The sequence below is a fragment of the Castellaniella sp. genome (genome assembly GCF_036379515.1).
In the GTDB taxonomy this organism is placed as follows: Bacteria; Pseudomonadota; Gammaproteobacteria; order Burkholderiales; family Burkholderiaceae_B; genus Castellaniella.
Genome location: NZ_DASVGN010000007.1, coordinates 1 through 25,391, shown reverse-complemented (window position 1 = coordinate 25,391; position 25,391 = coordinate 1). Strand labels below are relative to the sequence as shown.

Annotated in this window: 20 protein-coding genes; 7 read left to right on the top strand and 13 right to left on the bottom strand. The window is 63.0% G+C overall.

Translation table 11 applies throughout. The annotated features are described in order from the left end of the window. Positions 1–111: 111 nt before the first annotated feature. From hemE to VF285_RS01545, 3 genes are all read left to right on the top strand, one after another. Positions 112–1,194, top strand: coding sequence for a uroporphyrinogen decarboxylase (gene hemE, locus VF285_RS01555; RefSeq protein WP_346950852.1), 1,083 nt, complete (start codon positions 112–114; stop codon positions 1,192–1,194). 184 nt (positions 1,195–1,378) lie between these two features. Beyond that, a complete protein-coding gene (locus tag VF285_RS01550; RefSeq protein WP_346950939.1) occupies positions 1,379–3,520 on the top strand; it encodes a primosomal protein N' in 2,142 nt (713 codons plus the stop codon). Between the two features lie 34 nt (positions 3,521–3,554). Then, entirely contained in the window at positions 3,555–5,723 is a 2,169-nt protein-coding gene (locus tag VF285_RS01545) for a UvrD-helicase domain-containing protein (protein WP_414648045.1), read from the top strand. A gap of 78 nt (positions 5,724–5,801) precedes the next feature. Here the strand turns inward: VF285_RS01545 and VF285_RS01540 are convergent, their stop codons facing one another. The 7 genes from VF285_RS01540 to ddpX form a co-directional block, all read right to left on the bottom strand. Then, positions 5,802–6,029 carry a hypothetical protein gene (locus VF285_RS01540; protein ID WP_346950851.1) on the bottom strand — a complete coding sequence of 76 codons (228 nt, stop codon included), beginning with the start codon at positions 6,027–6,029 and terminating at the stop codon, positions 5,802–5,804. Positions 6,030–6,111: 82 nt separating this feature from the next. Next, on the bottom strand, positions 6,112–7,068 hold the full coding sequence (locus VF285_RS01535) for an ABC transporter ATP-binding protein (RefSeq protein WP_346950850.1): 957 nt from the start codon (positions 7,066–7,068) through the stop codon (positions 6,112–6,114). After that, positions 7,065–8,135 (bottom strand): ABC transporter ATP-binding protein, encoded by a 1,071-nt coding sequence (locus VF285_RS01530; protein WP_346950849.1) that lies wholly within the window; start codon positions 8,133–8,135, stop codon positions 7,065–7,067. Before VF285_RS01530 ends, VF285_RS01535 begins: the two co-directional genes overlap by 4 nt. Further along, positions 8,135–8,971 (bottom strand): D,D-dipeptide ABC transporter permease, encoded by an 837-nt coding sequence (gene ddpC / locus VF285_RS01525; RefSeq protein WP_346950848.1) that lies wholly within the window; start codon positions 8,969–8,971, stop codon positions 8,135–8,137. The genes VF285_RS01530 and ddpC overlap by 1 nt, the downstream gene beginning before the upstream one ends. Beyond that, a complete protein-coding gene (locus tag VF285_RS01520; protein WP_346950847.1) occupies positions 8,968–9,990 on the bottom strand; it encodes an ABC transporter permease in 1,023 nt (340 codons plus the stop codon). The genes ddpC and VF285_RS01520 overlap by 4 nt, the downstream gene beginning before the upstream one ends. Next, the gene (locus tag VF285_RS01515; protein ID WP_346950846.1) at positions 9,990–11,552 is read right to left on the bottom strand and encodes an ABC transporter substrate-binding protein; all 1,563 of its coding nucleotides are present in this window, start codon (positions 11,550–11,552) and stop codon (positions 9,990–9,992) included. Before VF285_RS01515 ends, VF285_RS01520 begins: the two co-directional genes overlap by 1 nt. 110 nt (positions 11,553–11,662) lie before the next feature. Further along, positions 11,663–12,220, bottom strand: a complete 558-nt coding sequence (ddpX, locus tag VF285_RS01510) for a D-alanyl-D-alanine dipeptidase (protein ID WP_346950845.1) — start codon at positions 12,218–12,220, stop codon at positions 11,663–11,665. A gap of 194 nt (positions 12,221–12,414) precedes the next feature. Between ddpX and VF285_RS01505 the strand changes: the two genes are divergently transcribed. Further along, positions 12,415–13,167 (top strand): TSUP family transporter, encoded by a 753-nt coding sequence (locus VF285_RS01505; protein ID WP_346950844.1) that lies wholly within the window; start codon positions 12,415–12,417, stop codon positions 13,165–13,167. Between the two features lie 44 nt (positions 13,168–13,211). Then, entirely contained in the window at positions 13,212–14,084 is an 873-nt protein-coding gene (locus VF285_RS01500; protein ID WP_346950843.1) for an aldo/keto reductase, read from the top strand. Between the two features lie 16 nt (positions 14,085–14,100). Here VF285_RS01500 and VF285_RS01495 read toward each other — a convergent pair whose 3' ends face one another. From VF285_RS01495 to xdhA, 5 genes are all read right to left on the bottom strand, one after another. After that, positions 14,101–15,597, bottom strand: coding sequence for an AMP nucleosidase (locus VF285_RS01495; RefSeq protein ID WP_346950842.1), 1,497 nt, complete (start codon positions 15,595–15,597; stop codon positions 14,101–14,103). A gap of 89 nt (positions 15,598–15,686) precedes the next feature. Further along, the gene (guaD, locus tag VF285_RS01490) at positions 15,687–17,087 is read right to left on the bottom strand and encodes a guanine deaminase (protein ID WP_346950841.1); all 1,401 of its coding nucleotides are present in this window, start codon (positions 17,085–17,087) and stop codon (positions 15,687–15,689) included. A gap of 59 nt (positions 17,088–17,146) precedes the next feature. Next, a complete protein-coding gene (gene xdhC / locus VF285_RS01485) occupies positions 17,147–18,193 on the bottom strand; it encodes a xanthine dehydrogenase accessory protein XdhC (protein ID WP_346950840.1) in 1,047 nt (348 codons plus the stop codon). Further along, a complete protein-coding gene (gene xdhB / locus VF285_RS01480) occupies positions 18,193–20,568 on the bottom strand; it encodes a xanthine dehydrogenase molybdopterin binding subunit (protein WP_346950839.1) in 2,376 nt (791 codons plus the stop codon). The genes xdhC and xdhB overlap by 1 nt, the downstream gene beginning before the upstream one ends. Positions 20,569–20,578: 10 nt before the next feature. Continuing rightward, on the bottom strand, positions 20,579–22,063 hold the full coding sequence (gene xdhA / locus VF285_RS01475; protein WP_346950838.1) for a xanthine dehydrogenase small subunit: 1,485 nt from the start codon (positions 22,061–22,063) through the stop codon (positions 20,579–20,581). A gap of 226 nt (positions 22,064–22,289) precedes the next feature. Between xdhA and VF285_RS01470 the strand changes: the two genes are divergently transcribed. Together VF285_RS01470 and VF285_RS01465 are read left to right on the top strand one after the other, a co-directional pair. Further along, positions 22,290–23,258, top strand: coding sequence for a LysR family transcriptional regulator (locus VF285_RS01470; RefSeq protein ID WP_346950837.1), 969 nt, complete (start codon positions 22,290–22,292; stop codon positions 23,256–23,258). 95 nt (positions 23,259–23,353) lie between these two features. After that, positions 23,354–24,808, top strand: coding sequence for an NAD-dependent succinate-semialdehyde dehydrogenase (locus VF285_RS01465; RefSeq protein WP_346950836.1), 1,455 nt, complete (start codon positions 23,354–23,356; stop codon positions 24,806–24,808). A 25-nt stretch (positions 24,809–24,833) separates the two neighbouring features. Here the strand turns inward: VF285_RS01465 and VF285_RS01460 are convergent. Further along, positions 24,834–25,391, bottom strand: a 558-nt coding sequence (locus VF285_RS01460; RefSeq protein ID WP_346950835.1) for a LysR substrate-binding domain-containing protein, incomplete at its 5' end; no start/stop codon positions are given.

The following is a 25,391-nucleotide window of genomic DNA, read 5'->3' as shown; positions in this document are numbered from 1 at the left end:
CGGGCCTGCACGCAGAACGGGCTCGTACACTCTCGATGGCGCCTCGCTGACGCGGGCGGAGCTCTGCTCCGCTTGCGGGTAAAATCCAGGGTTGCCACGAGGAATCCTGCTGTGTCTGAACTGAAAAACGACGTTTTCCTGCGCGCCCTGCTGCGCGAACCAGTGCCTTACACGCCGCTTTGGATGATGCGTCAGGCGGGCCGCTATCTGCCCGAATACCGGCAGACTCGCGAACAGGCAGGCTCGTTCATGGCGCTGGCGCAGAATCCCGAGCTGGCCTGCGAAGTCACCCTGCAACCACTGCGGCGTTTCGATCTGGACGCTGCCATCCTCTTTTCCGACATCCTCACCATCCCCGATGCCATGGGATTGGGTCTGCAATTCGTAGAAGGCGAGGGCCCACGCTTCAAGCGACCCCTGCACGACGAAGCCGCCATCGCACAACTGCAGGTTCCCGACCTGGACCGCCTGCGCTATGTCTTCGATGCCGTTGCACTGATCCACAAAGAGCTGAACGGTGCAGTACCGCTGATCGGGTTTTCTGGCAGCCCATGGACCCTGGCCTGCTACATGGTGGAAGGCGCAAGCAGCTCGGACTACCGCCAGATCAAAACGCTGATGTACCGCCGCCCCGATCTGCTGCACCGCATCCTGTCGATCAACGCCCAGGCTGTGCAGGCATACCTCAATGCGCAGATCCAGGCCGGCGCACAGGCTGTCATGGTCTTCGACAGCTGGGGAGGAGTCCTCGCCGACGGCCTGTTCCAACAGTTTTCGCTGCAATACACCCGCCAGGTACTGGAAGGCCTGCAGCGAGAGGCCCACGGGCGTGTGGTGCCTCGTATCGTATTCACCAAGGGTGGTGGTCAGTGGCTGGCTGAAATGGCCGACTTGGGTTGCGACGCGCTGGGAGTAGACTGGACCGTCAACCTGGCGGCTGCCCGTCGCACGGTGGATGACCGCGTAGCGCTGCAAGGCAACCTCGACCCCATGACACTCTTTGGCGGCGAAGCAGCCATCCGCAACGAGGCACGCCGCGTTCTGGCTGATTTTGGCCACGTCCACCAGGGAGGACACGTGTTCAACCTGGGGCACGGCATTTCACAGTTCACCCCTATAGAGGCAGTGTCGGCCCTGGTAGAAGAAGTCCACCGCGCCAGCCCCGCCTACCACGGGACAAAGGCCGGCACCTAGCATTTGCACGAAGATAGCGGAAAAACCCGCCACGGAGCAATGTGCTTATGCACAATCACGAGCGACATCGGGGCTTACCCGAATGTTTCGAGATTCATTGTTGATTGGCGACATAACACATTGTTTTATATGAATAAATGAACTCAATCGATCAATTCAGGAAGGGCTTGACGAATTGACTCAAGTGCGGCAGCCGCCCTTACCATCTGCTTCTCCACAAAGTTATCCACAGCCTCTCGTCTATCTGGCCGTGGCGCTGGATGTCCCGCTGCCTGGGCTGTTCGACTACTCGCACGACCGCCCCCTTGCACGCGGCGTACGTGTACGGGTGACCTTCGGGCGGCGCGAAATGATCGGCATGGTCTGGGAGACGCGCACACGCCCCGATATCGCAGAGGACAAGGTCAAGCCCATCGAAGCGGCATTGGAGGACCTGCCGCCGATGCCTGCAGACTGGCTCCGCCTGGCCGCATTTGCCGCTCGCTACTACCACAGGCCCCTGGGTGAAGTCGTGCTCCCCGTACTGCCACCTTCGCTGCGCAAGCCGGGTGCCTACACTGGCAGCCGCGCAGGAGGCGGCCCGGTGAATCGCGCGGACCGGCGTCCGGGTCGCAAGCCCCCCCCCGAGACACCTCGGTCAAGCGTCGAAGTGCCCACCCTCAATCCTGCACAGTCCCAGGCCCTGGCGGGCCTGCAGGATCTGCTGGAGACGGGCCGGGGGGTTGCCCTGTTGCACGGGATCACGGGAAGCGGCAAGACGGAGCTCTACCTCAGGCTCGCCGAGCAGGTGCTGGCCCAAGGGCGCCAGATCCTGCTGCTGGTGCCAGAGATCAATCTCACCCCGCAGCTGGAGCAAGTGGTCCGCCAGCGCCTGGGGCCCGCACCACACAACGACGAGACGACGGAGGGCACGACAGAAGGCCGATCACACCATCACCTCGTCGTCATGCACAGCCGCCTTTCCGAAGGAGAACGCCTGCGCGCCTGGCTACGCGCCTTTCGTGGAGAAGCGGACATTTTGCTGGGGACGCGCCTTGCACTCTTCACTCCCCTGCCCCGCCTTGGCCTGATCGTCGTGGACGAGGAGCATGACACCTCTTATAAACAACAGGAGGGCCTGCGCTATTCGGCTCGCGATCTCGCCATCTGGCGCGGTCATGACCTGGGCATCCCTGTCGTGCTCGGGTCGGCCACGCCCTCCTTGGAATCATGGCGCCACGCCCGACAGGGAGACTACCGTTACCTGTCCCTGCCGGAGCGCGCACAGGCTCAGCCCCTGCCCGAGATCCGCCTGGTGGACACCCGGCGGGCGACGCTCGAAGAAGGGTTCGCGCCGCAACTGGTGCAGGCGCTCGAGGCTCGCCTGGCGCGGGGCGAACAAAGCCTGGTGTTCCTCAATCGCCGAGGCTACGCACCCGTGCTCCGATGCCCCTCTTGTGGCTGGGTCAGCCAATGCCGGCGCTGCACGGCGCATACTGTCCTGCACCGGCACGCCCGAGGGCGACACACGCTGCAATGCCACCACTGTGGCGACGCTCAACCTGTCCCGCGCGCTTGTCCAGCCTGCGGCGACCCGGACATCCAGCCAGTTGGGCACGGCACCCAACGCGTCGAAGAGTTTCTGAATGAACGCTTCCCCCAGGCCCGGGTCCTGCGGATCGATGCCGACGCCACCCGTCGAAAGGGCAGCGCGCAGGCCTTGTTCGCGCAGGTTCACGCGGGCCAGGCAGACATCCTGGTGGGGACCCAGATGGTGTCCAAGGGGCACGACTTCGCCCATCTGGGGCTGGTGGGGGTCCTCAATTCCGATGCCATGCTCTTCGCCCAGGATTTTCGTGCACCGGAGCGCCTGTTTGCCCAACTGATGCAGGTGGCCGGACGTGCAGGACGCCGGGCAGGCGGTGCCGAGGTCTTCGTGCAGACTGATTATCCCGACCAGACGGTCTACCAGGCACTGGTCAGCCACGACTACCCCCTATTTGCCCAGCAAACCCTGACGGAACGCCAGGACCTCGGCTTGCCACCCTTTTCGGCCCAAGCCCTGTTCACAGCCCAGGCAGGCCAGGTTCGAGTGGCCTTGAGCTTCCTGCAGGCCGTCCGCGAGACCGCCGAGGCACTGCCGCAAGCCACCGGGGTACGCCTGTACGACCCGGTACCCTTGCGCATCGTGCGAGTCGCCCGAGTGGAACGCGCCCAACTGCTGCTGGAATCCGACCACCGCGGCACCCTGCATCAGCTCCTGCACGCGCTGCTCCCGGTGGCCCAGACGCTCCCTGAGGCCAAGGCCGTACGTTGGGAGGTCGAAATCGACCCCCAGGAGATCTGACGTGCCATCCGAGCCCCGCGCGCCACTGCGCACCGTGCTGCCCGCCGGCACCACGGTCGACCCCAAGCTCAATGCGCGCCAGCGCGAAGCCGTGTTGTACCTGGACGGCCCCTGCCTGGTGCTGGCCGGCGCGGGTAGCGGCAAGACCCGCGTCATCACCCAAAAGATCGCCTACCTGCTGCGCGAGTGCAGCTACCCTGCGCGGCATGTCGTGGCACTCACCTTCACCAACAAGGCAGCACGCGAAATGAGCGAGCGGGTACGCTTGCTGGTGAATCCGCAATGGCTGCGTGGCCTGACGGTGGGCACCTTCCACTCGCTGGGGCTGCGCTTTCTGCGCGAAGAATACGCGGCGGCCGGGCTCAAGCGCGGCTTCTCGATCCTGGATGCGCACGATGCGCAAGCCATCATCCAGGAATTGGTGGCAACGACGGACAAGGCACGTCTGCGCAGCGTGCAGCAAACCATCTCGCTCTGGAAAAACGCGCTGCTGGGCCCCGACGCCGCCGCCCGAGCGGCCCGCGATGCCAACGAGGCCGAAGCAGTCCGTATCTACCGCAGCTACCAGGCCACGTTGCACGCTTACCAGTCTGTCGACTTCGACGACCTCATCCGTCTGCCTGCGCAGCTGCTGGCCGACGACGACTCCCTGCGCGCCCGCTGGCAAGCACGTGTGCAATATCTGCTGGTGGACGAATACCAGGACACCAACGTCTGCCAGTACCAGATGGTGCGGATGCTCTCCGGCGAGCGCGCCATGCTGACTGCCGTGGGTGACGACGACCAGGCCATCTATGCCTGGCGCGGCGCCACGTCCGAAAATCTGGCGCAGCTTGCACGGGACTACCCGGCGCTGCGCCTGATCAAGCTGGAGCAGAACTACCGCTCGGTGCAGCGCATCCTGCATGCCGCCAATCAGGTGATCTCGCACAACCCCAAGACCTTCGACAAGACGCTGTGGTCGGACCTGGGCCAAGGAGATCCCATCGCCATCACGCCCATGGAATCCGACCAGGCAGAAGCCGAATCCATCGCCATGCGGCTGTCAGCGGCCCGCTTCGAGCGGCAGGCCCAGTGGAAGGACTTTGCGGTGCTCTACCGCAGCAACCACCAATCGCGCATTATGGAGCAGGCCCTGCGCACGTTGCACATCCCCTATACCGTATCGGGTGGACAAAGCTTTTTTGACAAGGCCGAGATCCGCGACGTGCTTGCCTGGCTGCGCGTCATCGCCAATGAAGACGAAGATCCCGCCTTCATCCGCGCCGCAACCACACCGAAACGCGGCATCGGCCAAGGGACACTGCAGGCATTGGGTGCAGAAGCCGCGCGACGCGGCGTTTCACTATTCACGGTCGCCTCCGAAGTCACCGAAGACCTGCTGCCTGCCGCGCGGCCACGTGAAGCCATCGAAGCTTTCGTGCGGCTCATACGCCATTTCCAGGCGCGGGCTGCCGGCCACGGTACCGTGCCATCGCTCTCGAGCCCACAAGCGCAGTCGCAGGGCGATCTCCTCGCTTTCGATCCCGACCCGCTGCCAAGTGCCGCCCCCCCCTTTGCCCCTCTGACACCCGTGAACGCGGCAGGGATCGACGGCCAGCAGGACGACAGTGCAGGCCGGGTGCTCGACGACCTGCTGGGGCGCATGGACTACGAACGCCACCTGTACGACACCGGCGACGACCGCCAGGCGCAAGCGCGCTGGACCAATGTGCTGGAACTTGTTGACTGGCTCAAGCGCAAGGCCGAAGAAGACGACCTGACGTTGCTGGAACTCGTTCAGCACGTGGCGCTGGTCACCATGCTGGAACGCTCGGACGACGAAGAGCCAGACGCTGTGAAGTTGTCCACACTGCACGCCTCCAAAGGGCTGGAATTCCCTTATGTCTACCTGATCGGGGTCGAGGAAGGGCTGCTGCCGCACCGGGGAGACGACGATGGCGACACCAGTGAGGCAGGACTCGCGGCGCAGGCGCGGCGCATCGAAGAGGAGCGACGCCTGATGTACGTGGGAATCACTCGTGCGCAGCGCACCTTGCAAATCAGCTGGTGCCGCAAGCGGCGGCGTGGCCGTGAAGAGACGGCCTGCGAGCCCTCACGCTTCATCGCCGAGATGGGACTGCAGGCGCAGCAAACCACGCCCATGGGGGATACCGACCCTGACCGCACCCTCAGCCGATTGAAAGCATTGCTCAAAAAATGAAAGGGCGCACCACCCAGGCTCCGAACCCGGTGGTGCGCCCTTTCTGGCCATCGCTACGATGGCCAGACCCTCCGACTGCTACTGCGGCAGGCGGTGGTAGTTCTGCGCCCGAACTTCGGCCTGGGCGTTGATCGCCGCAGCCACCAGACGACCCACCGCAAAAGCAGCACGCCGCAAGGCACGACCCGTCGCCTTGACCCCGCTGCCAAAAGACAAGGGGTGCGACGCATTCAAAATGGTGTAGCTATAGGCGCGCTCCAGCGCGTCGGACAGCAACATGGGACTGGAAGTGACTGGGTAGCTCATGCCTGACTCCTGTTTCAGAAGCATCAGAATTTCGACAAACCCATTATAGGGTTAACCCTATAAAAAAGATAGGGGTAAACCCTTATTCAGACAACAAAGCCACATGACACCGAACTTGGCGGCCTTCGCCATCCGGCAAAAGCGCCAGCGCTTGGGGGCGTTCACACCCTGCTGTCGCCCAGGGGCAGCGGTCGCGGAAGAAGCAGCCTCGCGGCAGGGTACGATTGCCCGGCAGTTCCGCAGGAGCGGCCGGCGCTTCCTCCGCCCAGGCACAATCCAGACGCGGCACAGCCTCGAGCAACTCCCGGGTATAGGGATGGCGCGGGTCTCCAAGCACCTGCGGCGCAAGCCCCTGTTCCACGACCTGCCCCAGATACATCACCGCAATCCGATCGCACAGATGACGCACCACGGACACGTTGTGCGAGATGAGCACATAGGTGAGGCCACGGGCACGGCGCAGTTCTTGCAACAGGTTCAGGATTTGAGCCTGCACCGAGATATCCAGCGCCGACGTAGGCTCGTCGAGAACGATGACATCAGGGTCGGAAGACAGCGCTCGGGCAATGGCAATCCGTTGACGCTGCCCTCCCGAGAACTCATGCACGTAGCGATCCATCTGCTCCGGACGCAGCCCCACCTGCGACGCCAGCGACTCGGCCACCGCTCGATCGGCCCGCTGGTGCCTTGTCACCAATGGCTCGACGATGACGCGCCAGGCCGGCAGACGCGGGTCCAGTGATGACTGCGGGTCTTGAAACACGATCTGGATGTTGGCGGCACGACCATCAGGACGCGGCAGGCGGTGCAGAGTGCCCTGGGTCGGCTGCAGCAGACCGAGCAGCACTTGGGCCAAGGTGCTCTTGCCACATCCCGACTCACCCACAACGCCGAAGGCTTCGCCACGCCGCACCTGCAGCGTGACACCGTTGAGCGCATGCGCCGACTGCACCACGCGCCCGCGCCAATCTCTGGCCACAGGAAAATCCACATGGACGTCTTGTGCGTCCAGCACCCAGTCTTCGTGCACCGCCGTCATGGCGCCACCTGATCAGAAGGAGGCAGCGGATGCCAGCAGGCAGTCCGCCGCGACGTCAGCCGGCCAAAAGGCTCCAACTGTGGCCGACGGCGGCACTGCTCATCCGCATAGGCACAACGCTCCGCAAACACGCAGCCGCTGGGGGGCGTCCGCATGTCGGGAACCCGCCCCGGGATGGCCGACAACCGAGCGCCGGGCGGCGCCCCCTCCGGGAGTCCATCGAGCAAACCGCGCGTGTACGGGTGTCTGGGATCACGCAGCACGCGCGCCGTGGGCCCCTGCTCAACCACGGTCCCGGCGTACATCACATAGACCCGGTCGCAGAACTGCGACACCACGGCCATATCGTGAGTGATGAACAGGATGGCCACCCCGCGCTCGCGCGCTTTGTGACGCAACAGCTGCAACACCTGACGCTGGACCGTCACGTCCAGCGCCGTCGTCGGCTCATCCGCAATCAACAACGCCGGATCACAGGAAAACGCCATGGCCACCATGACTCGCTGACGCATCCCGCCCGACAGCTCGAACGGATATGCCCGCAAAACCTGGGCCGGATCGGGAATCATCATGTCGTGCAGCAAGGCCTGCGCCCGCACCATGGCGTCGCGGCGTTTGAGCGCATGATGCACGCGCAGCACGCCTACCAGCTGGTCGCCAATACGCTGGGTGGGATTCAAGGCCGTCATGGGCTCCTGGAAGATCATGGCGGCCCGCCGCCCGCGCCATTGCCGCATCTGCGCATCGGTCGCCGCGAAGACGTCGTCGCCCAACAGGTGCAGGCTGCCACTGGTCACCCGATAGCCATCTTTGGGGAGCAAGCGCAGCGCCGTCATGGCCGTTACCGACTTGCCTGAGCCGGATTCACCGACTACCCCCACGATTTCACCCGGCAATACCTGCAGCGTGACACCGTTCAAGGCATGAACAGAGCCTCCGAAAACAGGAAACTCCAGACTGAGATTCTGGATGTCCAGCACGGGTGATGCGCCCGCAGGCAGCTCGGCGCCCACGGCCTCTTGCACAGAGGCCGTCGCGGCTGCCAGGGAGATTCTTGCGTCGACCATTACTTTGCCCGCGCCTTGGGGTCCAGCATGTCGCGGACCCCGTCACCCACCAGGTTGCAGGCCAGGGCAGTGACCAGAATCGCACACCCCGGCATCACGGTGTACCACCACTGATCCAGCAGAAAATTGCGACCCGTGGCCACCATGGCACCCCACTCTGCCGTGGGCTGCTGTGCACCCAGCCCAATGAACCCCAACGCAGCTGCCATCAGAATCGCACCGCCAATATCCAGTGTGGCCTGGACAATGATGGGCGAGGCGGCATTGCGCGCCACGTGCCAGCGCACTACGTGGCGACGCGTGGCGCCAAACGTCCAGGCCGCCTTCACGTAGGCCATCTCACGAATGCCCAAGGTCTGACCGCGCGCCAGCCGAACGTAGAACGGAATGCGCACCAGCGTGATGGCCAGCATGGCATTGAAGAGGCTGGGTCCCAAAGCAGCGGCCAACGCCATGATGAGCACCAGCGACGGCACCGACAGCACCACATCCATGCAACGCATGATGAGCCCGTCGATCCAGCCGCCGATAATGCCTGAAAAGCAGCCGATGACTGCACCGACCAGGCTGGAGCACCCCGCCACGAACAACCCCACGCCAATCGATTGCCGGCCGCCGAACAGAACCCGGCTGTAGATGTCACGCCCGACTTCGTCCGTCCCGAACCAATGGGCTGCCGAAGGCGCCGCCAACCGGTGGACCAGATCGAGTTTTTCAGGGTCGTAAGGCGCAATCCACCCTGCCAGACCCACCATGAGCAGCACCACCGCCAGAATCACCAGCCCCAGGACCATGAGCGGGCTGTGCTTGAGCTGGTAGAGGAGATGGGAGATCATCCGACCTCCGTGATCCGCGGGTCGAGCCAGCGATACACCAGATCAACCAGCAGGTTGAGGACGACGTACGCGAACGACACCACGACGGCAAACCCCATGACGGCGGGGAAATCCAAGGCCTGGATGGAATCGACCACGTACGCACCCATGCCTGGCCAGCTGAACACGGTTTCGGTCAATACGGCTCCGTAGAGCAGATCACCCAGCGCCAACCCCAGCATGGTGACTGACGGAATCAGGGCGTTGGGCAGCGCGTGACGCAAGATCACCGTCCAGGCCGACAACCCATACGCGCGCGCCGTGCGCACGTAGTCTTCGCCCAACTGTTCCAGCATGGAGGAGCGGATCTGCCGGGCCACGATGCCCAGATGCACGAACCCGAGTGTGACGGCCGGCAGCAGCAGGTGATCCAGAATGTCGGGAATGAGCGGCCAATCGCCCGCCACGACGGCGTCGACCAGATACAGCCCCGTGAAGTGCGGCGGTGGCGTCAGCCCCTGATCGAGGCGCCCGCCCCCCGGGAACCAACCCAGATGACCGTAGAACACGACGATGAGCCCCAGCCCCAGCCAGAACGCGGGGGTGGACACCCCGGTCACGGCCACGATGCGCGCAATGTGGTCGACGAATTTGTTCCTGTAGACGGCCGACAGGACCCCCAGAGGGATCCCCACCAAAGTGGCCAGCAGCAGCGCCACCAGGGCGAGTTCCAGCGTGGCCGGGAAAAACGCCGCGATGTCCTGAATGACGGGCCGGCGCGTACGAATGGAAATGCCCAGGTCGCCGTGCAGGAGCTGATCCATGTAATGCAGATACTGAACCGGCAGGGGCTTGTCCAGCCCGAGCTCGGCCCGAACCGCCGCCACGATCTCCGGCGTGGCGCGGTCACCCGCCACCAGGCGTGCCGGGTCGCCCGGCACCAGGTGCGAGATGGTGAAGGTGATGAGCGAGACCCCGATCACCACCCAGACCAGATTGAACAGCCGCCGGCGAACGACGAGCCAGCCGGAGATCCCCATTACTTGCGAATGTCGGCCACGTTGAACACGTCATCCAGCATGGGGTTGTAGATGAAGCCTTTCACGTCCTTGCGCAGACCCACCAGATAGTTGTCCTGATACAGGTAGACGTAAGCCGCATCCTTGACGACCTGCTCCTGCACCTTGGTATAGAGCGCCACGCGCTTGGCCTGGTCGCTGATGCTGGCCGCTTCTTTCAGCCATTCGTCGACCTGAGGATTGGAATAGAACGACCGGTTGCCGGCCAGGCCACCCTTGTCGGATTGGAACCAGTAGTTCGTGAACATATAGGGGTCGGCAAAGTCAGGCCCCCAATCCCCTACGGAAATATCAAAATTGCCCTTGTCGAGGTTCTCGCGCAAGGTGGCATTGGCCAGTTTTTCGAGCTTTACCGGAATGCCCACCGCCGCAAGATTGGCCTGGACGGTCAGCGCGATGGGTTCCCAGGACGGCTTGCGGGTGGAATACCGCAACAGCAGCGGCTCCTTGACGCCACCGGCCTGAGCGACTTCTTTCTTGGCCTTGGCAATGTTCTGCACCGGCAGAGGCAAGTTGGCGTCGTAACCCCACAAGCCTTCGGGCACCGGACCGCGCGTCTGCTTCACCTGGCCCAGCATCACGCCATCGACGATGCCCTTGTAATCGATCGCATCGACGATCGCATGCCGCAGTTCGGCATTATGCAATGGGCCCTTGGCGTTGTTCAGATACAGGTAGGTCACGCGCAGCGATGGGAACTTGCCCACCGTGACACTCGGCTCTTTGGCCAAGGCCTTGAGCTGGTCCACGGGCAGATCGGCCGCGATGTCCAGATCACCCTTCTGCAGTTGCAAGCGTTGTGCGGACGCCTCCGGGACGATGCGCACCACGAACTTGCTCAACGTCGGCTTCTTGCTGCCGGCATAGTGCGGGTTACGTTCCATGACCAGGGTTTGCCCCTTGGTCCAGCTCACCAGCTGATACGGCCCCGATCCGGCCGTATGTCCAGCCAGCCAGGTGTCGGCGTCCGGCCGCTCCATGGCTTTGGGATTCACGATGGCCGCACCATTGTTGGCCAGGGTGCTCAGGAAGGGAGCAAACGGCTTTTGCAAGGTGAAGCGCACTGTGTGGGCATCCACTGCATCCACCTTCAGGCTCGGTGGAAAGGCCTCGGAGGGCCCCTGCTTTTTCTTCAACAAGCGTTCGAACGAAAGCTGAACCGCCTTGGCATCGACCGGCGACCCATCGGCAAACTGCTGGCCGTCCTTGAGCGTGAAGGTCCAGACGAGGTTATCGGGCGAGACCGTCCAGCTCTTGGCCAGATCGCCCTCGACTTCGGTGGAACCGTGGCCGTCTTCCTGCTTGTACTGCATGAGACGCTGATACGCGGGGAACACGACGGTCCAATCGTTGTTGTCGATGGTCACCGCAGGGTCCAGCGTTTGCGGATCAGCCGCCTTGCCCAGGACCAACGTATCGGCGGGTGTGGCCGCCCAAGCACCGCCACCCGCACAGGCCAGTGCGCCCATCCCTACGACCGCCGCTGCCAATGCACGGCGCAACCTCAACATACCTGTCTTCATAGGTTCTCCTTGGTGTGGATACACGCTCGCGCGTGCCCCTGTCTTTGTATGTTGCCTCGAATGACTGCAAAGGCCTATCCACGGTTTTACCATGCACGGCCACGGCCCCCCTACGCTTGCACGCGGACTTTGGAGTCCTCGGGAATCAACGCATAATCGGCGGCGTCCGGAAGTTCGTAATGCCACCATTCGGTGGGAATGGACCGGAATCCGGCCTGCAGCATGATGCCCAGCAGCAGCTGCCGGTTGCGCTGCACCATGACGGGCAGATCATCGCGATCGTGGTGCGACTGATCACACATGGCATCGAAACCGGTTCCCATGTCCAGCGCGACTCCATGGGTATCCAGCAAGGTCAGGTCCACTGCCACGCCGCGCGTGTGATTCGAGCCCTGCGCCGGGTCGGCCACGTAGCGTGGATCGGAGATCAGATCCCAGAAGATCTGTTGCACGGCGGCCGGTCGATAGGAGTCGAACACCTGCAAGACGTGCCCGGACTGCCGGGCTGCCCGCACCGCACGGCGCAGGCAACGGGCGGCTTCCGGGCGCAAGGCACAGCAGGCCCCCGGCGCATACACCGCACGACCCGTCAGGTTGTCGGGTGTAGCGTAAGCCAGCGTGATCCGGATGCCGTCGCCGGCTTCGGTCAATTCAATCAGGTCAGACATCAGATTCTCCGGGCAATGCAAGCAAGTGCAGCCGCTTCCAGGTGCCCGGCCATTATGCCGCAAACCTCGCACAAGTCCTGCTCATGCCACACGGCGCACCAGCCAGCGTATGATGGCGGCGCGAGTGGCCCTGCGCGAGGCGCTCGCCTGCCCTCCACGCGCGAAGCTCACCCCTGGCGTCGAACACGATCACCATGGAAATTTCCCTTGACGTTGCCTTCCTGCTGTTCTTCGTCGCCATGGCGGCCGGCACGATAGACGCCATTGCAGGCGGCGGCGGCCTGATCACCATCCCGGCGCTGCTGGCCGTGGGCCTGCCCCCGGGCGCGGCCATTGCTACCAACAAAGTCGGCGGATTTGGCAGCTCGGCAGCGGCCAGCCTGCAGTTTTTGCGCAAGCGCCAGATCGACCTGAAAAAAAGCCGCTGGATGATTCTGTCTACCTTCGCAGGGGCCCTCATAGGAGCGTTTGCGCTCACCCGGATCGACAGCAGTATCCTGCAACGAGTCATCCCGATACTGCTGATCGGCTTTGCCCTGTATTTCCTGCTCTCTCCTCGCGTGGGTGCGAAGGACAGCACGCAGCGGCTCTCGCACACCGTCTACGCGGCCACCCTGGCGCCCCTCATCGGGTTCTATGACGCCTTTTTCGGGCCGGGCACCGGCACGTTCCTGGCCATCTCGGCCGTCACGCTGCTGGGCATGAACCTGACTCGCGCCACCGGCCATGCCAAGCTGCTGAATCTCTCCAGCAACGTAGTGGCGCTGTTGTTCTACGGTCTGCACGGCAACATTCTCTGGGCTTTTGGCCTGCCCATGCTGGCCGGCCAATGGATTGGCGGCACGCTGGGCGCACGTCTGGCCGTCAATCGGGGCCAAAAACTGATCCGCGTCGTGATGGTGATCATGGCCACCATCGTGTCGGTCAAGATGATGTGGCAAGGCTGAAACGCGCACGCGTAGAATGAATCGAATCAAGGAGGTTCATTCTCATGACTCAAGACCTGAACGCAGCCGCCTCCGGCACTTTCAAGATCGGCGGCGACATTCCCATCCATCGTCTCGGATACGGTGCCATGCGCATCACGGGGCATGGCATCTGGGGTCCACCCAAAGACTGGGCCGCCGCGCAAGCCACCCTGAAACGCCTGCCTGAGCTGGGCGTGAATTTCATCGACACGGCCGACAGCTACGGACCCTTCATCAGCGAAGACCTGATCCGCGAAACGCTACACCCCTACAGCGGCATGATGATCGCCACCAAGGGCGGGTTGCTGCGCCACGGCCCCGACCAATGGGTTCCCCTGGGCAATCCGGACTATCTTCGCCAATGCGTGCTCATGAGCCTGCGGCGTCTGGGCGTCAAACGCATCGACCTCTGGCAGCTGCACCGCATCGGCCACGACACGCCGCGCAAGGCGCAGTTCCAGGTCATTGCCGACATGCGCAAAGAAGGCCTCATCCGCCACGTGGGCCTGAGCGAAGTGCAGCCGGCCGACATCGAAGAAGCGCAACAGTATTTCCCGGTGGCGACCGTGCAGAATCAATACAACCTGGGTGACCGCAAGAGCGAAGCCGTGCTGGATTACTGCACCCAGCACCAGATCGGATTCATCCCCTGGTACCCGCTCAATGCCGGCAGCCTCGCGCAGCCCGGCTCGGCCCTGGAAAAGATTGCCCATACGCACGGCGTCAAGCCCAGTGCCATCGCCCTGGCGTGGCTGCTGAAACGTTCGCCCGTCATGCTGCCCATCCCCGGCACCTGCAACCCCACGCACCTGGCCGAAAACGTCGCAGCCGCCAACGTCACGCTGAGCGACCACGAGTTTGAGACGCTGGACCAGCTGGCCGCGCCCAAGCACTGAAGGCGTCCCTGCCGCCCTATTTGAAGGCGGTCTCGATGAAACTGCGCAGCTTGCGCGAGTGCAGCCGCTCGGACGGCATCTCGCGCAAGCGCTCCAGCGCACGGATGCCGATGTGCAGGTGCTGATTCACCTGGGTGCGATAAAAGTCGGTCGCCATGCCGGGAAGCTTCAGCTCGCCATGCAAAGGCTTGTCGGAGACGCACAGCAAGGTGCCGTAAGGCACGCGAAACCGGAACCCATTGGCCGCGATGGTGGCTGACTCCATATCGAGCGCCACGGCGCGCGACTGTGACAGGCGCTGCACGGGCTCCTGCTGATCGCGAAGTTCCCAATTGCGGTTGTCGATGGTGGCCACCGTACCGGTGCGCATGATGCGCTTGAGTTCCCAGCCCGAGAGCCCGGCAACCTCTGCGACGGCCTCTTCCAGCGCCACCTGCACTTCAGCCAGCGGGGGCACCGGCACCCACAAGGGCAGATCGTCGTCCAGCACGTGATCCTGCCGCACATAGCCATGCGCCAGCACGTAATCGCCCAGGCGCTGCGTAGTCCGCAGGCCGGCACAATGGCCCAGCATCAGCCACGCCGAAGGCCGCAGCACCGCCACGTGGTCCGTGATGGTCTTGGCATTGGACGGCCCCACGCCAATGTTGATGAGCGTGATGCCGGCATGCTCCGGGCGCTTCAGATGGTAGGACGGCATCTGGGGCGAAGGCGCACGCTCGGGCCGCTGCGGCTCTCGGCCGTCACGGCCCGTGATGAGATTGCCTGGTTCCACCAGCTCGGTATAGCCGCTGCCTTCTACCTGCAAGGCCGAACGCGCCCACTTCACGAATTCGTCCACATAAAACTGGTAGTTCGTGAACAGCACGAAATTCTGGAAATGTTCGGGCGAAGTGGCGGTGTAATGCTGCAGCCGCTGCAAAGAGTAATCGATGCGCGGGCCCGTGAAAGGCGCGAGCGGCCGGGGCTGATTGGGCCTCCCCTGCCAGGTGCCGTTGACGATGGCATCGTCCGTGACAGCCAGATCCGGGACGTCGAAGTGGTCGCGCAGTGTATGGCCGGGAACCTCGGAATACTCACCTTCGACGTATTCGTCTTCCGGAAACGAAAAGTGCAGCGGGATCGGCATGTCGGACTCGCCGATCTCGACTGGAACATGATGGTTCTTGAGCAAGAGCCGCACCTGTTCGCGCAGATACTCGCGAAACAGCGCCGGACGCGTGACCGTGGTCATGTAGATGCCTGGTTCCACCAGGTGCCCGTAAGACAGGCGGCTGTCGACTTCGGGATACGTATGAATGCGGATGCGGATGGCGGGGTAACAGGCGCGGATGCGCTGGCCCAATGGCAAGCGCCCCCCGCTGTATTCGCGAAACCCTTCGCGGATAAAGGCGGTGTTGCGCTGATAGAGTTCCAGCAGCTTGTCGACGGCGGCATCGGCGTCGTCGTAGCTTGAAAACGGGACGAGCGGAGGCAGCCGCGTGGGCCTAGTGGCATCAGTGAATTTTTCCATCCACTGATTATGGCAGGTCTGCATGACGGTCGGGTGACAGGGCAGGCGCTGAATTCAGCCCCCGCACCGCAGCCCAAATCCGCCTGCCTTCAAGCGTTGACCGCCAGGCGCTCCTCGGCCACCACGCGCGAAGTGGCAGCAGCCCCGCCATAGGACAGATTGGCCCCCGGCCGGCGATGGACTTCTCGCCCGGCCGCATAGGTCGCGGCGATGGCGCGATCGTCACCTAACATCGCCAACGCAAAGAGCAGCTCTTCCAGCGATTCTGCCATGGCCGTCCGGCGCGCCAGCAAGGGCGTCGCCTGCAGATCCATGACGATGAAATCCCCTTCAGCGCCCGGGGCCAGGGTGCCAATCTGCCCCTCCAGACCCAGATTGCGGGCGGCACCCTGAGTGGCCTGCCAGAACATGCGCCGTGCCGTCAGGTAATAGCCCGACAGGCGCGCCACTTTGTGTGCTTCGTTCATGGTGAGCAGCATGGAGAACGAGGACCCGCCGCCCACGTCGGTGGCCAGCGTGACCGGGGTACCAAAGTCTCGCGCGGCAGCAAAATTGAACAGGCCACTGCCCAGGAACTGATTGGACGTGGGGCAGGCGGCGATCACAGCGCCCGCATCGCGCATGCGGCGGCGATCATCGTCGTCCAGCCACACACAGTGGCCATAGACTGAGCGCGGGCGCAACAGACCATAGTGATCGTAGATGTCCAGATAACTGCGATGGCCCGGGTAAAGCCCCATGACCCATTTCACTTCGTCCTGGTTCTCGGCCACATGGGTCTGGATGAAGACATCGGGATAACGCTGCGCGAGTTCGCTGCAAAGCCCCAACTGTTCGGGGCTGGAGGTCGGCGCAAAACGGGGCGTCAGCGCATACAGCTGCCGGCCTGTGCCATGCCAGCGCTGCAACAAGGCTTCGCTGTCGCGTGCGCCCGATTCGGCCGTATCGCGCAGATATTCCGGGCAATTGCGATCCATCATCACTTTGCCGGCCACCATGCGCAGATTGCGGGCATGGCTTTCTTCAAAGAATGCCTGCACCGACCCCGGATGCACCGTGCAATACACCAATGCGGTCGTCGTGCCGCAGCGCAGCAATTCATCCAGAAAGAACCGCGCGACTTCTTCGGCGTATTCGGTGTTTTCGAACCGACGCTCGGTGGGAAAGGTATAGGTTTCCAGCCAGGGCAGCAGGCCCGGCGCAGGCGACGCGATCATGTCGGTCTGCGGATAATGAATGTGGGTATCGATGAAGCCCGGGCAGATCAGGTGCCCGCGCCAATCATGAACAGGTGTCCTCGGGGCCAGTTCGGCCACCACACGGTCATAGTAGCCACAATGCTCGATGCGGCCATCCCGCACCACCAGCAGGCCATCCTGAATCCACTCGCAGGCATCGTCTTCGGCCTTGGGGGTATCCCGAAAATACAGCAGCTGTGCGCGATAGGCCTGCACGTTTGGCACACTGCGGGCATTTGACGTCGCGGTCATGAACAATGTCTCCTGAATCTTATGGTGAAATCAGCCAGGGGGCTGACACGTGTATTCGGCTAGTCGATGCAGGCCGACGAGGCCTCCAGGGGCACCTGCTGCGCCGCGCGGCTCCTGGCACGCGCGCTGCGCAAGCGCATGAGCTGCGCCGCCACCGCCACGGCAATCACGGCAGGTTGCTTGCCTTCGATGCCGGGTTCTCCGATGGGGCAGATGATGCGGGCATAACGCTCGGCCGGAATGCCCTTGGCGGCAAACCGCTGCTGAAACTTGTGCCATTTGGTCCGCGAGCCGATCAAACCGAAGTACGCCACGTCGTCGCGCCGCATGATCTGCTCGCACAAATGCTGATCCAGCATGTGGTCATGCGTCATGATGAGAAAACAGCTCTGAGGCGGCGCCTGATCAATGACAGCTTCAGGCGTGTCGGTGGCTTCAAGGGTCACGTTGGCGGGCACGATCTCCGGAAACAGTTCTTCGCGGGCATCCACCCAGGTCACACGGCACGGCAGTGTCTGCAGGATGTTCACCAGCGCATGCCCCACATGGCCCGCGCCGAACACCAGAATATTGAAAGCATCCGGCACGATGGGTTCCGTGAACACGGCGCAACCGCGCGCATCGGACAAGTCCAGCAAACGGTTCGCCCGAAAACGATCGGCCGGATGAGACGCCGCACCAGGCGCCTGCAAGGCCACCCACGGTTTCACTCCGGGCGCCCCCACCCCGACCTCGCGTTCAAAGGGCTGCAGGTGCGTCAGGCGTTGGCGTGCTTCTTCGAGCCAGACTCGGTCGGCTTCAACCAGATGTTCAAACAGCAGCGTGACCAGGCCGCCACAACACTGGCCCAGCGCAGCAGCCAGCGGCATGTCCTCGATCCAGCGTTCAGGTTGCCCCGACGGGTCCGCCAGCCAACGGCGGGCGCGCTGGATGGCCTGCCATTCCAGGTTGCCACCCCCCACAGTGAGCCACTGACGCTCTGCCGCCACCAGCATCTTGGCGCCAGCCTCACGCGGGGCAGAGCCCCGCACCGATGCGACGCTGATCAGGACGGCAGACTGGTGCCGGTCCAGACACCAGAGGGCCTGAGCAATCCAGTCGGCCATTACGCTGCGCTGCGTTCCCGCAGTTCCTCGACCGCGTTGAGAATGGCTTCGGGCGTTGCCGGCGCGAGCAGGTTCGGTGAATCCTTGCCGTTGCCCACCGCCGAGACCGCATCGTTGATGGCATTGAAGACGCTGATGCCGTGGACCAGCGGCGGCTCACCCACTGCCTTTGAATGATGCACCGAGTCTTTATGGTTGCGCGTCTTGAACAGCTGCACCCTGAAGTCGCGCGGGCAATCACTGATGGCCGGAATCTTGTATGTAGACGGCGCATGCGTCATCAGACGCCCGTCATCCCGCCAGACCAGTTCTTCGGACGTGAGCCACCCCGTGCCTTGAATGTAGCCACCTTCGATCTGGCCGATGTCGATGGCCGGATTGATCGATGCCCCCACGTCATGCAGGATGTCGGCGCGCAACAGCTTCCATTCCCCCGTCAGCGTGTCGACGACGACTTCCGAGACCGCCGCACCAAACGCGTAGTAATAGAAGGGATGGCCGTGACTGGTCGCCTTGTCCCAGCTGATGTCCGGCGTCTTGTAGAAACCGTCCGACCAGAGCTGGACACGATCCCAGTAAGCTTCTTCGACCAGTTGGGCAAACGGCAGGGTCTTGCCATTGACGCTTACCTGCCGCCAGGCGAACACCACGTCGTCTGCCTTGCCGCCGTATTTGCGGGCCGCAAAATCAGCCAGGCGATTGCGCAGCGTCAGGGCTGCGTCTTCGGCTGCTTTGCCGTTCAGATCAGAGCCCGTGGACGCCGCCGTCGCCGATGTGTTGATCACCTTGTAGGTATCCGTGGCCGTCAGGCGCACACATTCGAGATCCAGCCCCAGCGTGTTGGCCACGATCTGCCCCACCTTGGTGTTCAGCCCCTGGCCCATCTCGATGCCACCGTGGTTCACCAGCACGGAGCCGTCACGGTAGATGTGCACCAGCGCACCCGCCTGGTTGAAGGCCGGCACGTTGAACGAGATGCCGAACTTCACCGGCGTCATCGCCAGACCTTTTTTCAGGATGGGGCTCTGGGCGTTGAACTCCTGCACCGCCTGACGGCGTGCACGATAGTCGGAACTGGCCTCGAGTTCGGTCATGATGGGTTCGAGCAGGTTGCCCTCGACCACCTCACCGTACGGCGTGACGTTGCGCGTATCGGTGCCATACAGATTGAGCAGACGCACGTCCAGCGGGTCCTTGCCCAGCTGCCGTGCCACGCGATCGATGAGCACTTCGGTGATGAGCGCGCCCTGCGGTGCCCCGAAGCCCCGGAAGGCCGTGGCCGACTGCGTGTTGACCTTGCCGCACATCGTGTGGATGTCAGCCGCCGGGATGTAATAGGCGTTGTCGAAGTGAGCCAATGCACGGCTGGCGACGGCTTCGGACAGATCGGCCGAGAACCCCGAGTGCAACGTCATGTCGAGCTTGACCCCGAGGATGCGGCCATCGGTGTCGAAGCCCACGTCGTATTCATAGTAAAAACCGTGGCGCTTGCCCGTGATCATCATGTCGTTGTCACGGTCCGCTCGCAGCTTCACAGGCCGATGCAGGTGCTGGGCGCAGATGGAAGCCAGGCACGCAAAAATCGCGGACTGTGACTCTTTGCCGCCAAAACCGCCGCCCAGGCGTCGGCATTCGACCTCGACCTGATGGCGCTGCCAGCCCAATGCGTGTGACACCGCGTGCTGCATCTCGGTGGGGTGCTGCGTGGAACATTGCACCAGCATGCCGTCTTTTTCGCGCGGGATGGCGTAGGCGATCTGACCTTCGAGGTAGAACTGCTCCTGGCCGCCGCATTCGAAAGTGCCTGTCAGGCGCACCGGCGCCGTGGCCAGCGCGTTTTGCACGTCGCCCTGAATCAGTCGCAGTTCATCGGTCGTGCCGGAATGCGCATCTTTGGCCTGTTTGGGCGTGAGCAGAAACGGCAATTCTTCGTAATCGACCTTGCCCAGCCTGGCCGCATGACGGGCTGCCTCGGTGGACTTGGCCACCACGATGAACATGGGCTGACCCACGTACTGGACCAGGCCATCGGCCAGAATGGGGTCGTCGGCCAGCACGGGGCCGCAGTCGTTGACTCCCGGGATGTCTTTGGCCGTCAGGACCGCAATGACGCCGGGCGCCTTGCGCACCGCATCGAGATCCATGCCCAGCACACGGGCGTGCGGTTTGGCCGACAGCCCCAGCGCCGCATAGACGGTGCCGCGCAGTTCGGGGATGTCATCCGTATACACCGCCTCGCCGCTGACGTGCAGGGAAGCCGATTCGTGAGGGCTGGCCGCACCGGCGGCGGGTTCGCCCACCACAGGACGCGGAATTCGGTCGTTGCTCACGGCCAGCCGGTCCAGTTCGACCGGAATGTTGACGCGCATGTTCATAATGGCCTCCTCAAGCGATATCAGCCAGCACGGCTACATTGACCTGACGCGTCGCGAGCGGCGCCTTGGGTGCAGTTTCGAGATAAAACCGGTACAACAGGTTGCGCGAAGCCAGGAGTCGATAGGCACTGGTCGCACGCATGTCCGACAAGGGCTTGAAGTCGAGCGCCACGGACTCCATGGCCGCCCGCACGGGGGCTTCGTCCCAGGCCTGGCCCTGCAAGGCCGCCTCGACCGTCTTCGCGCGACAGGGTGTGGCGGCCACGCCACCGAAGCCTGTGCGCAGCGATTGCACCTTGCCCTGGCCATCCAGCACGACCGCAAACGCCGCGCAGACCGCAGAAATGTCCTGGTCAAAGCGTTTGGAAAGCTTGTAAGCGCGGAACTGGCGCCCGGCAACCTTGACCGGCACGCGCACCCCTTGTACGAATTCGCCGGGCTCGGCCGCATTCTTCTGGTAGGCCAGGTAGAAGTCTTCGAGCGGCATCTCGCGGACGCGCTCACCCTTGCGCAACACGATGCGCGCGCCCAGCGCGATCAAGGCCGGCATGGAGTCGCCAATGGGCGAGCCGTTGGCCACGTTGCCGCCCAGGGTGCCCGCGTTGCGGATGGGCATGGACGCAAAACGCTGGCGCAGTTCGGCGAGCTCTGGAACATATTCGATGAGGGCATCGTAAGCGTCGTTGAGCGACGCGCCTGCTGCAATGCAGAGATCATTGCCGTCGAGATGAATGTCGCGCAATTCGTGCACCTGGCCGATATAGATCAGATGCGGCAGATCGCGATATTGCTTGGTGACCCACAGCCCCACGTCGGTGCTGCCAGCCAGAATGCGGGCTTCCGGGTACTGCAGCCGCAGCTGTGCGAGCTGAGCCAGCGTACGCGGCGCATGGAAGGTATGGCCTTCGAAGGTGTATTCGAACACGTCCGTACGCTGCAGCGTGGCCAGAATCTTTGCCAGCGCGGCACGATCGAACTCGACGGCGGGATAGGCGTACATATCAGTGGCGGCGCGCACGATGGGCTGATAGCCGGTGCAGCGGCACAAGTTGCCCGACAGACAGTCATCCACCTGCGTACGGGACGGTGCGCCGTCTTGCGGACCATGAGCCAAATACATGCCCCACAGCGACATCACGAAGCCCGGCGTACAGAAGCCGCACTGCGAGCCATGGCAATCGACCATGGCCTGCTGCACCGGGTGCAGCGAGCCATCGGGCTGGCGCAGGTCTTCCACCGTGTAAAGGGCCTTGCCATCCAGCGTAGGCAAAAACTGGATGCAGCTGTTGACGGCGCGCAGGGTCACACCGCCATGACCGTCGGGTTCAGCCACCATGACCGTACAGGCGCCACAGTCGCCCTCGGCGCAGCCTTCTTTCGTGCCCATGCACCCCAGATCTTCACGCAGATACTGCAGCACCGTGCGCGTCGTGGGCTGATCGGTCACCTCGTGGACCTGACCCCGATAATGAAACCGGATCGCAGTCGTCTCCATAGTCATACCTTTTTGGCTCATGCGGGCGCGAAACACGCCCATGCTTATGGTGCCAAGATAGCACCGGAAACCGTGCTGGAGCATTCAGGCGCCATGATGGTGCCCATCATATAAAGATGTCCGGCACCGCAGCATACGGCTTCCAGACCTGGCGTCTGCCTCCGAACCGGGCCACTTCAGCACAAGCGCCAATGGACGCCACATCACAAGGCAGGAATAATGGGCCATGCAAAAAGCCCGCGAACCCATGGACACCCATCTGCTGCGCATCCTGCAGATCCTGCTCACCGAACAAAGCGTCTCGAAGGCAGCGATCAAGCTGGGGCTGTCACAACCCGCACTCAGCAATTCGCTGCGCCGGCTGCGCGACATCACCGGCGACCCGATCCTGGTGCGCAGCAAAAACGGCATGGTGCCGACGGAACGCGGGCTCGAACTGCTTTCACACGCCAGCGACGCGCTCAGCGCCATCGAACGCATCACCGAACCACCAGGGGCCTTTGAGCCGGCCACCTCGACGCGCGAGTTTCACCTGGGGGCGCCCGATTACCTGGACGCCATGTTTCTGCCCAACATCGCAGAAATCCTTCGGCGCGAAGCACCGCGCGCCAAGTTCATCGTACACCCCATCAACGCGGATTACGACTATGTAGACGGCCTTGAAAACGGTGGGCTGGACGTGGTGATCGGCAATTGGCTGGAGCCCCCGCTGCAAATGCACATGGCCCGCCTGTTCGACGACGAAGTCGTCTGCATGGTGGGCAGCCAGAATCCCATCGCCAATCGGTCGCTCAGTCTCAAGCAATATCTTGATCTGCCGCATCTGGCGCCGTTCCCGTACGTGTCGGAACGCCAGAGCTTCATCGACGGCTACCTGGCTGCGCAGGGCCTGCAGCGCAACATCCAGATGACGATCCCGTACTTTGGGCAGGTGGCCGGCATGTTGCTGCGTACCGACCTGATCTTCACCACAGGTCGGCAGTTCGCGCAGCACTACGCGCGCTACCTTCCCATCACCATCCTGCCGTCGCCCTTTCCTTTTCCGCCCATGCGCTTTTACCTGCTGTGGCACCGCCGCTGCCACAGCTCGCCCGAGGTGGTGTGGCTGCGCCAGTGCATCGCCAAGGTCGCAGCGATGTTGCAAGCCAGCCTGCTCACCAACCCGCCGACCGAGCCGGACAACATTCAGCCCTGAGCAGTGCGGCCAGCGCTACCCGACCACTGATTTATGGTGCCACGCCACTCAATATCACCGTCAACATCACGCTTAATTCGTAACAGAGGTACGACATGATTCGTTCAAATTTTCTTTCTCATCTTGCCGGCTACGTCAACGACCAATGGATTGCCGCCGACACCGGAAAACGGCTCGACGTCTTCAATCCGGCCACCGGCGAAAAACTGGCCGATGTCCCCTTCATGGGGGCCGCCGAAACCCGGCGCGCCATCGCATGCGCCCAGCGTGCACTCGATTCGGTCCCCGACGCAGCCACGCGTCGCCACTGGCTGGAGAGCATCCGTGACAAGCTCCTGGAGCAACAGGAAGAGATCGGGCGCATCCTGTGCCTGGAACACGGCAAACCCTGGAAAGAAGCGCAAGGCGAGGTGCAATACGCCGCCAGCTTTTTCGACTACTACGCCAAGGTGGTTGAAACCGGCACTGCACCTGAAACCTTGCCGGACAAGGTCAAGGGCTGCACCTGGACGCTTTACAAGCGGCCGGTGGGAGTCGTGGGCCTGATCACCCCCTGGAACTTCCCAATTGCCATGATCGCCAAGAAAATAGCGCCAGCGCTGGCGGCAGGTTGCCCGTCGGTGATCAAACCGGCGCCTGACACACCGCTCACCATGATTGCGCTCTTTGAAATCATGGCCTCGCTCGGCCTCCCCAAGGGCATGGTCAACCTGGTCATCGGCGACGCGGTGCAGATCGGTGCAGAACTTATGAATTCGCCCCAGGTAACGATGGTGTCCTTCACAGGATCCACCGCAACGGGGCGTCTGCTCATGCAACAGGCAACCAGACAAGTGAAGCGGCTGGGTCTGGAACTCGGCGGCAATGCGCCATTCATCGTTCTGGACGACGCCGACCTGGACGCTGCGGCCGACGGTCTGATGAACAACAAGTTCCGGGGCGCCGGCCAGACCTGCGTCTGTGCCAACCGCGTCTACGTGCAAAAGAACGTGTATGACGCTTTTGCACAAAAAGTCGTGGAAAGAGTCGGCAAGCTCAAAGTCGGCGACGGCATGAAAGAAGGAACGGACATTGGCCCGCTCATCAACGCCAACGGGTTTGCCAAAGTCAAAGGCCACCTGGCCGATGCGCTGGACAACGGCGCCACGCTGCTCCTGGGCAAGCAGCCAGACACGCTGGACGCTGCAAGCAGCCTGCTCTTCCCACCTACCGTGGTCGGCAACGTCGATGACACCATGCGCTGCTGCCAAGAAGAAACCTTCGGTCCTCTCATTCCCCTGATTTCGTTCGATGGCGACGACGAAGTGGTACGCCGCGCAAACGACACGGAGTTCGGACTGGCCGCCTACGTATTCGGCAAAGACCGGGCACGCTCGCAACGCATCATTGCCCGCCTGCACTTCGGCCACTGCGCTTACAACACAGGAACGGGCCCGGCTGCCATTGCACCTTTCGGAGGCATGCTCAGCTCAGGTATCGGACGGGAAGGCGGCAAGGAAGGGTTGCTGGAATACCTGGAAATCCAGACGGTGCCCGACGGAAGCCAGTGACCACCGGTATCCGGTAAAGCAGCCTTCAGCGGGCGTCCAGCAGGCTGCGGCCGCAGCTCCCCAGCAAGCGTCGCAGCCACTGGTGCGCCGAAGCACGGTGGTTGCGCGCATGCCAGAGCTGGTAGAAACGCATCAGCGGAAAATCAATGGGGGATTCGACGATCGCCAAGGGCAAGAGCCTGGCGTAATAGCGGGCGAAGTGGCGCGTAGTGGTAAAGACCAGGTCAGTCCCAGGCAACAGATAGGGGGCCAACATGAACGACTGCGCTTCGACGAACTCTGCCCGCTGGATGCGCAGCGAGGTGAGCACGGTATCTATCATGCCGCGCTGGCTGATCGAATACGGGGTGGGCACCACATGCGGGACACGGCGAAAGTCTTCAACCGACATCCGCCGCTGCGCCAAAGGGTGATCGGCCGACATCAGACAGACGATGGGGTCTTCAAGCAGCACCGACAAATGCATGCGGTCGGGCGGTTCAGGCCAGTTGCCGATCACGACGTCCAGCTCGCCCTCGGCCAGGGAATGCTCGAAATCGAACTCCGGCCCCAACGCATGGAAAACCAGTCGGGCGTGAGGCGC

Excerpts from the sequence above, each read along its gene's own strand:
- VF285_RS01540 (WP_346950851.1), bottom strand. The coding sequence starts at position 6,029 with ATGAGCTACCCAGTCACTTCCAGTCCCATGTTGCTGTCCGACGCGCTG.
- VF285_RS01535 (WP_346950850.1), bottom strand. The coding sequence starts at position 7,068 with ATGACGGCGGTGCACGAAGACTGGGTGCTGGACGCACAAGACGTCCAT.
- VF285_RS01530 (WP_346950849.1), bottom strand. The coding sequence starts at position 8,135 with ATGGTCGACGCAAGAATCTCCCTGGCAGCCGCGACGGCCTCTGTGCAA.
- ddpC (WP_346950848.1), bottom strand. The coding sequence starts at position 8,971 with ATGATCTCCCATCTCCTCTACCAGCTCAAGCACAGCCCGCTCATGGTC.
- VF285_RS01520 (WP_346950847.1), bottom strand. The coding sequence starts at position 9,990 with ATGGGGATCTCCGGCTGGCTCGTCGTTCGCCGGCGGCTGTTCAATCTG.
- VF285_RS01515 (WP_346950846.1), bottom strand. The coding sequence starts at position 11,552 with ATGAAGACAGGTATGTTGAGGTTGCGCCGTGCATTGGCAGCGGCGGTC.
- ddpX (WP_346950845.1), bottom strand. The coding sequence starts at position 12,220 with ATGTCTGACCTGATTGAATTGACCGAAGCCGGCGACGGCATCCGGATC.
- VF285_RS01505 (WP_346950844.1), top strand. The coding sequence starts at position 12,415 with ATGGAAATTTCCCTTGACGTTGCCTTCCTGCTGTTCTTCGTCGCCATG.
- VF285_RS01500 (WP_346950843.1), top strand. The coding sequence starts at position 13,212 with ATGACTCAAGACCTGAACGCAGCCGCCTCCGGCACTTTCAAGATCGGC.
- VF285_RS01495 (WP_346950842.1), bottom strand. The coding sequence starts at position 15,597 with ATGGAAAAATTCACTGATGCCACTAGGCCCACGCGGCTGCCTCCGCTC.
- guaD (WP_346950841.1), bottom strand. The coding sequence starts at position 17,087 with ATGACCGCGACGTCAAATGCCCGCAGTGTGCCAAACGTGCAGGCCTAT.
- xdhC (WP_346950840.1), bottom strand. The coding sequence starts at position 18,193 with ATGGCCGACTGGATTGCTCAGGCCCTCTGGTGTCTGGACCGGCACCAG.
- xdhB (WP_346950839.1), bottom strand. The coding sequence starts at position 20,568 with ATGAACATGCGCGTCAACATTCCGGTCGAACTGGACCGGCTGGCCGTG.
- xdhA (WP_346950838.1), bottom strand. The coding sequence starts at position 22,063 with ATGGAGACGACTGCGATCCGGTTTCATTATCGGGGTCAGGTCCACGAG.
- VF285_RS01470 (WP_346950837.1), top strand. The coding sequence starts at position 22,290 with ATGCAAAAAGCCCGCGAACCCATGGACACCCATCTGCTGCGCATCCTG.
- VF285_RS01465 (WP_346950836.1), top strand. The coding sequence starts at position 23,354 with ATGATTCGTTCAAATTTTCTTTCTCATCTTGCCGGCTACGTCAACGAC.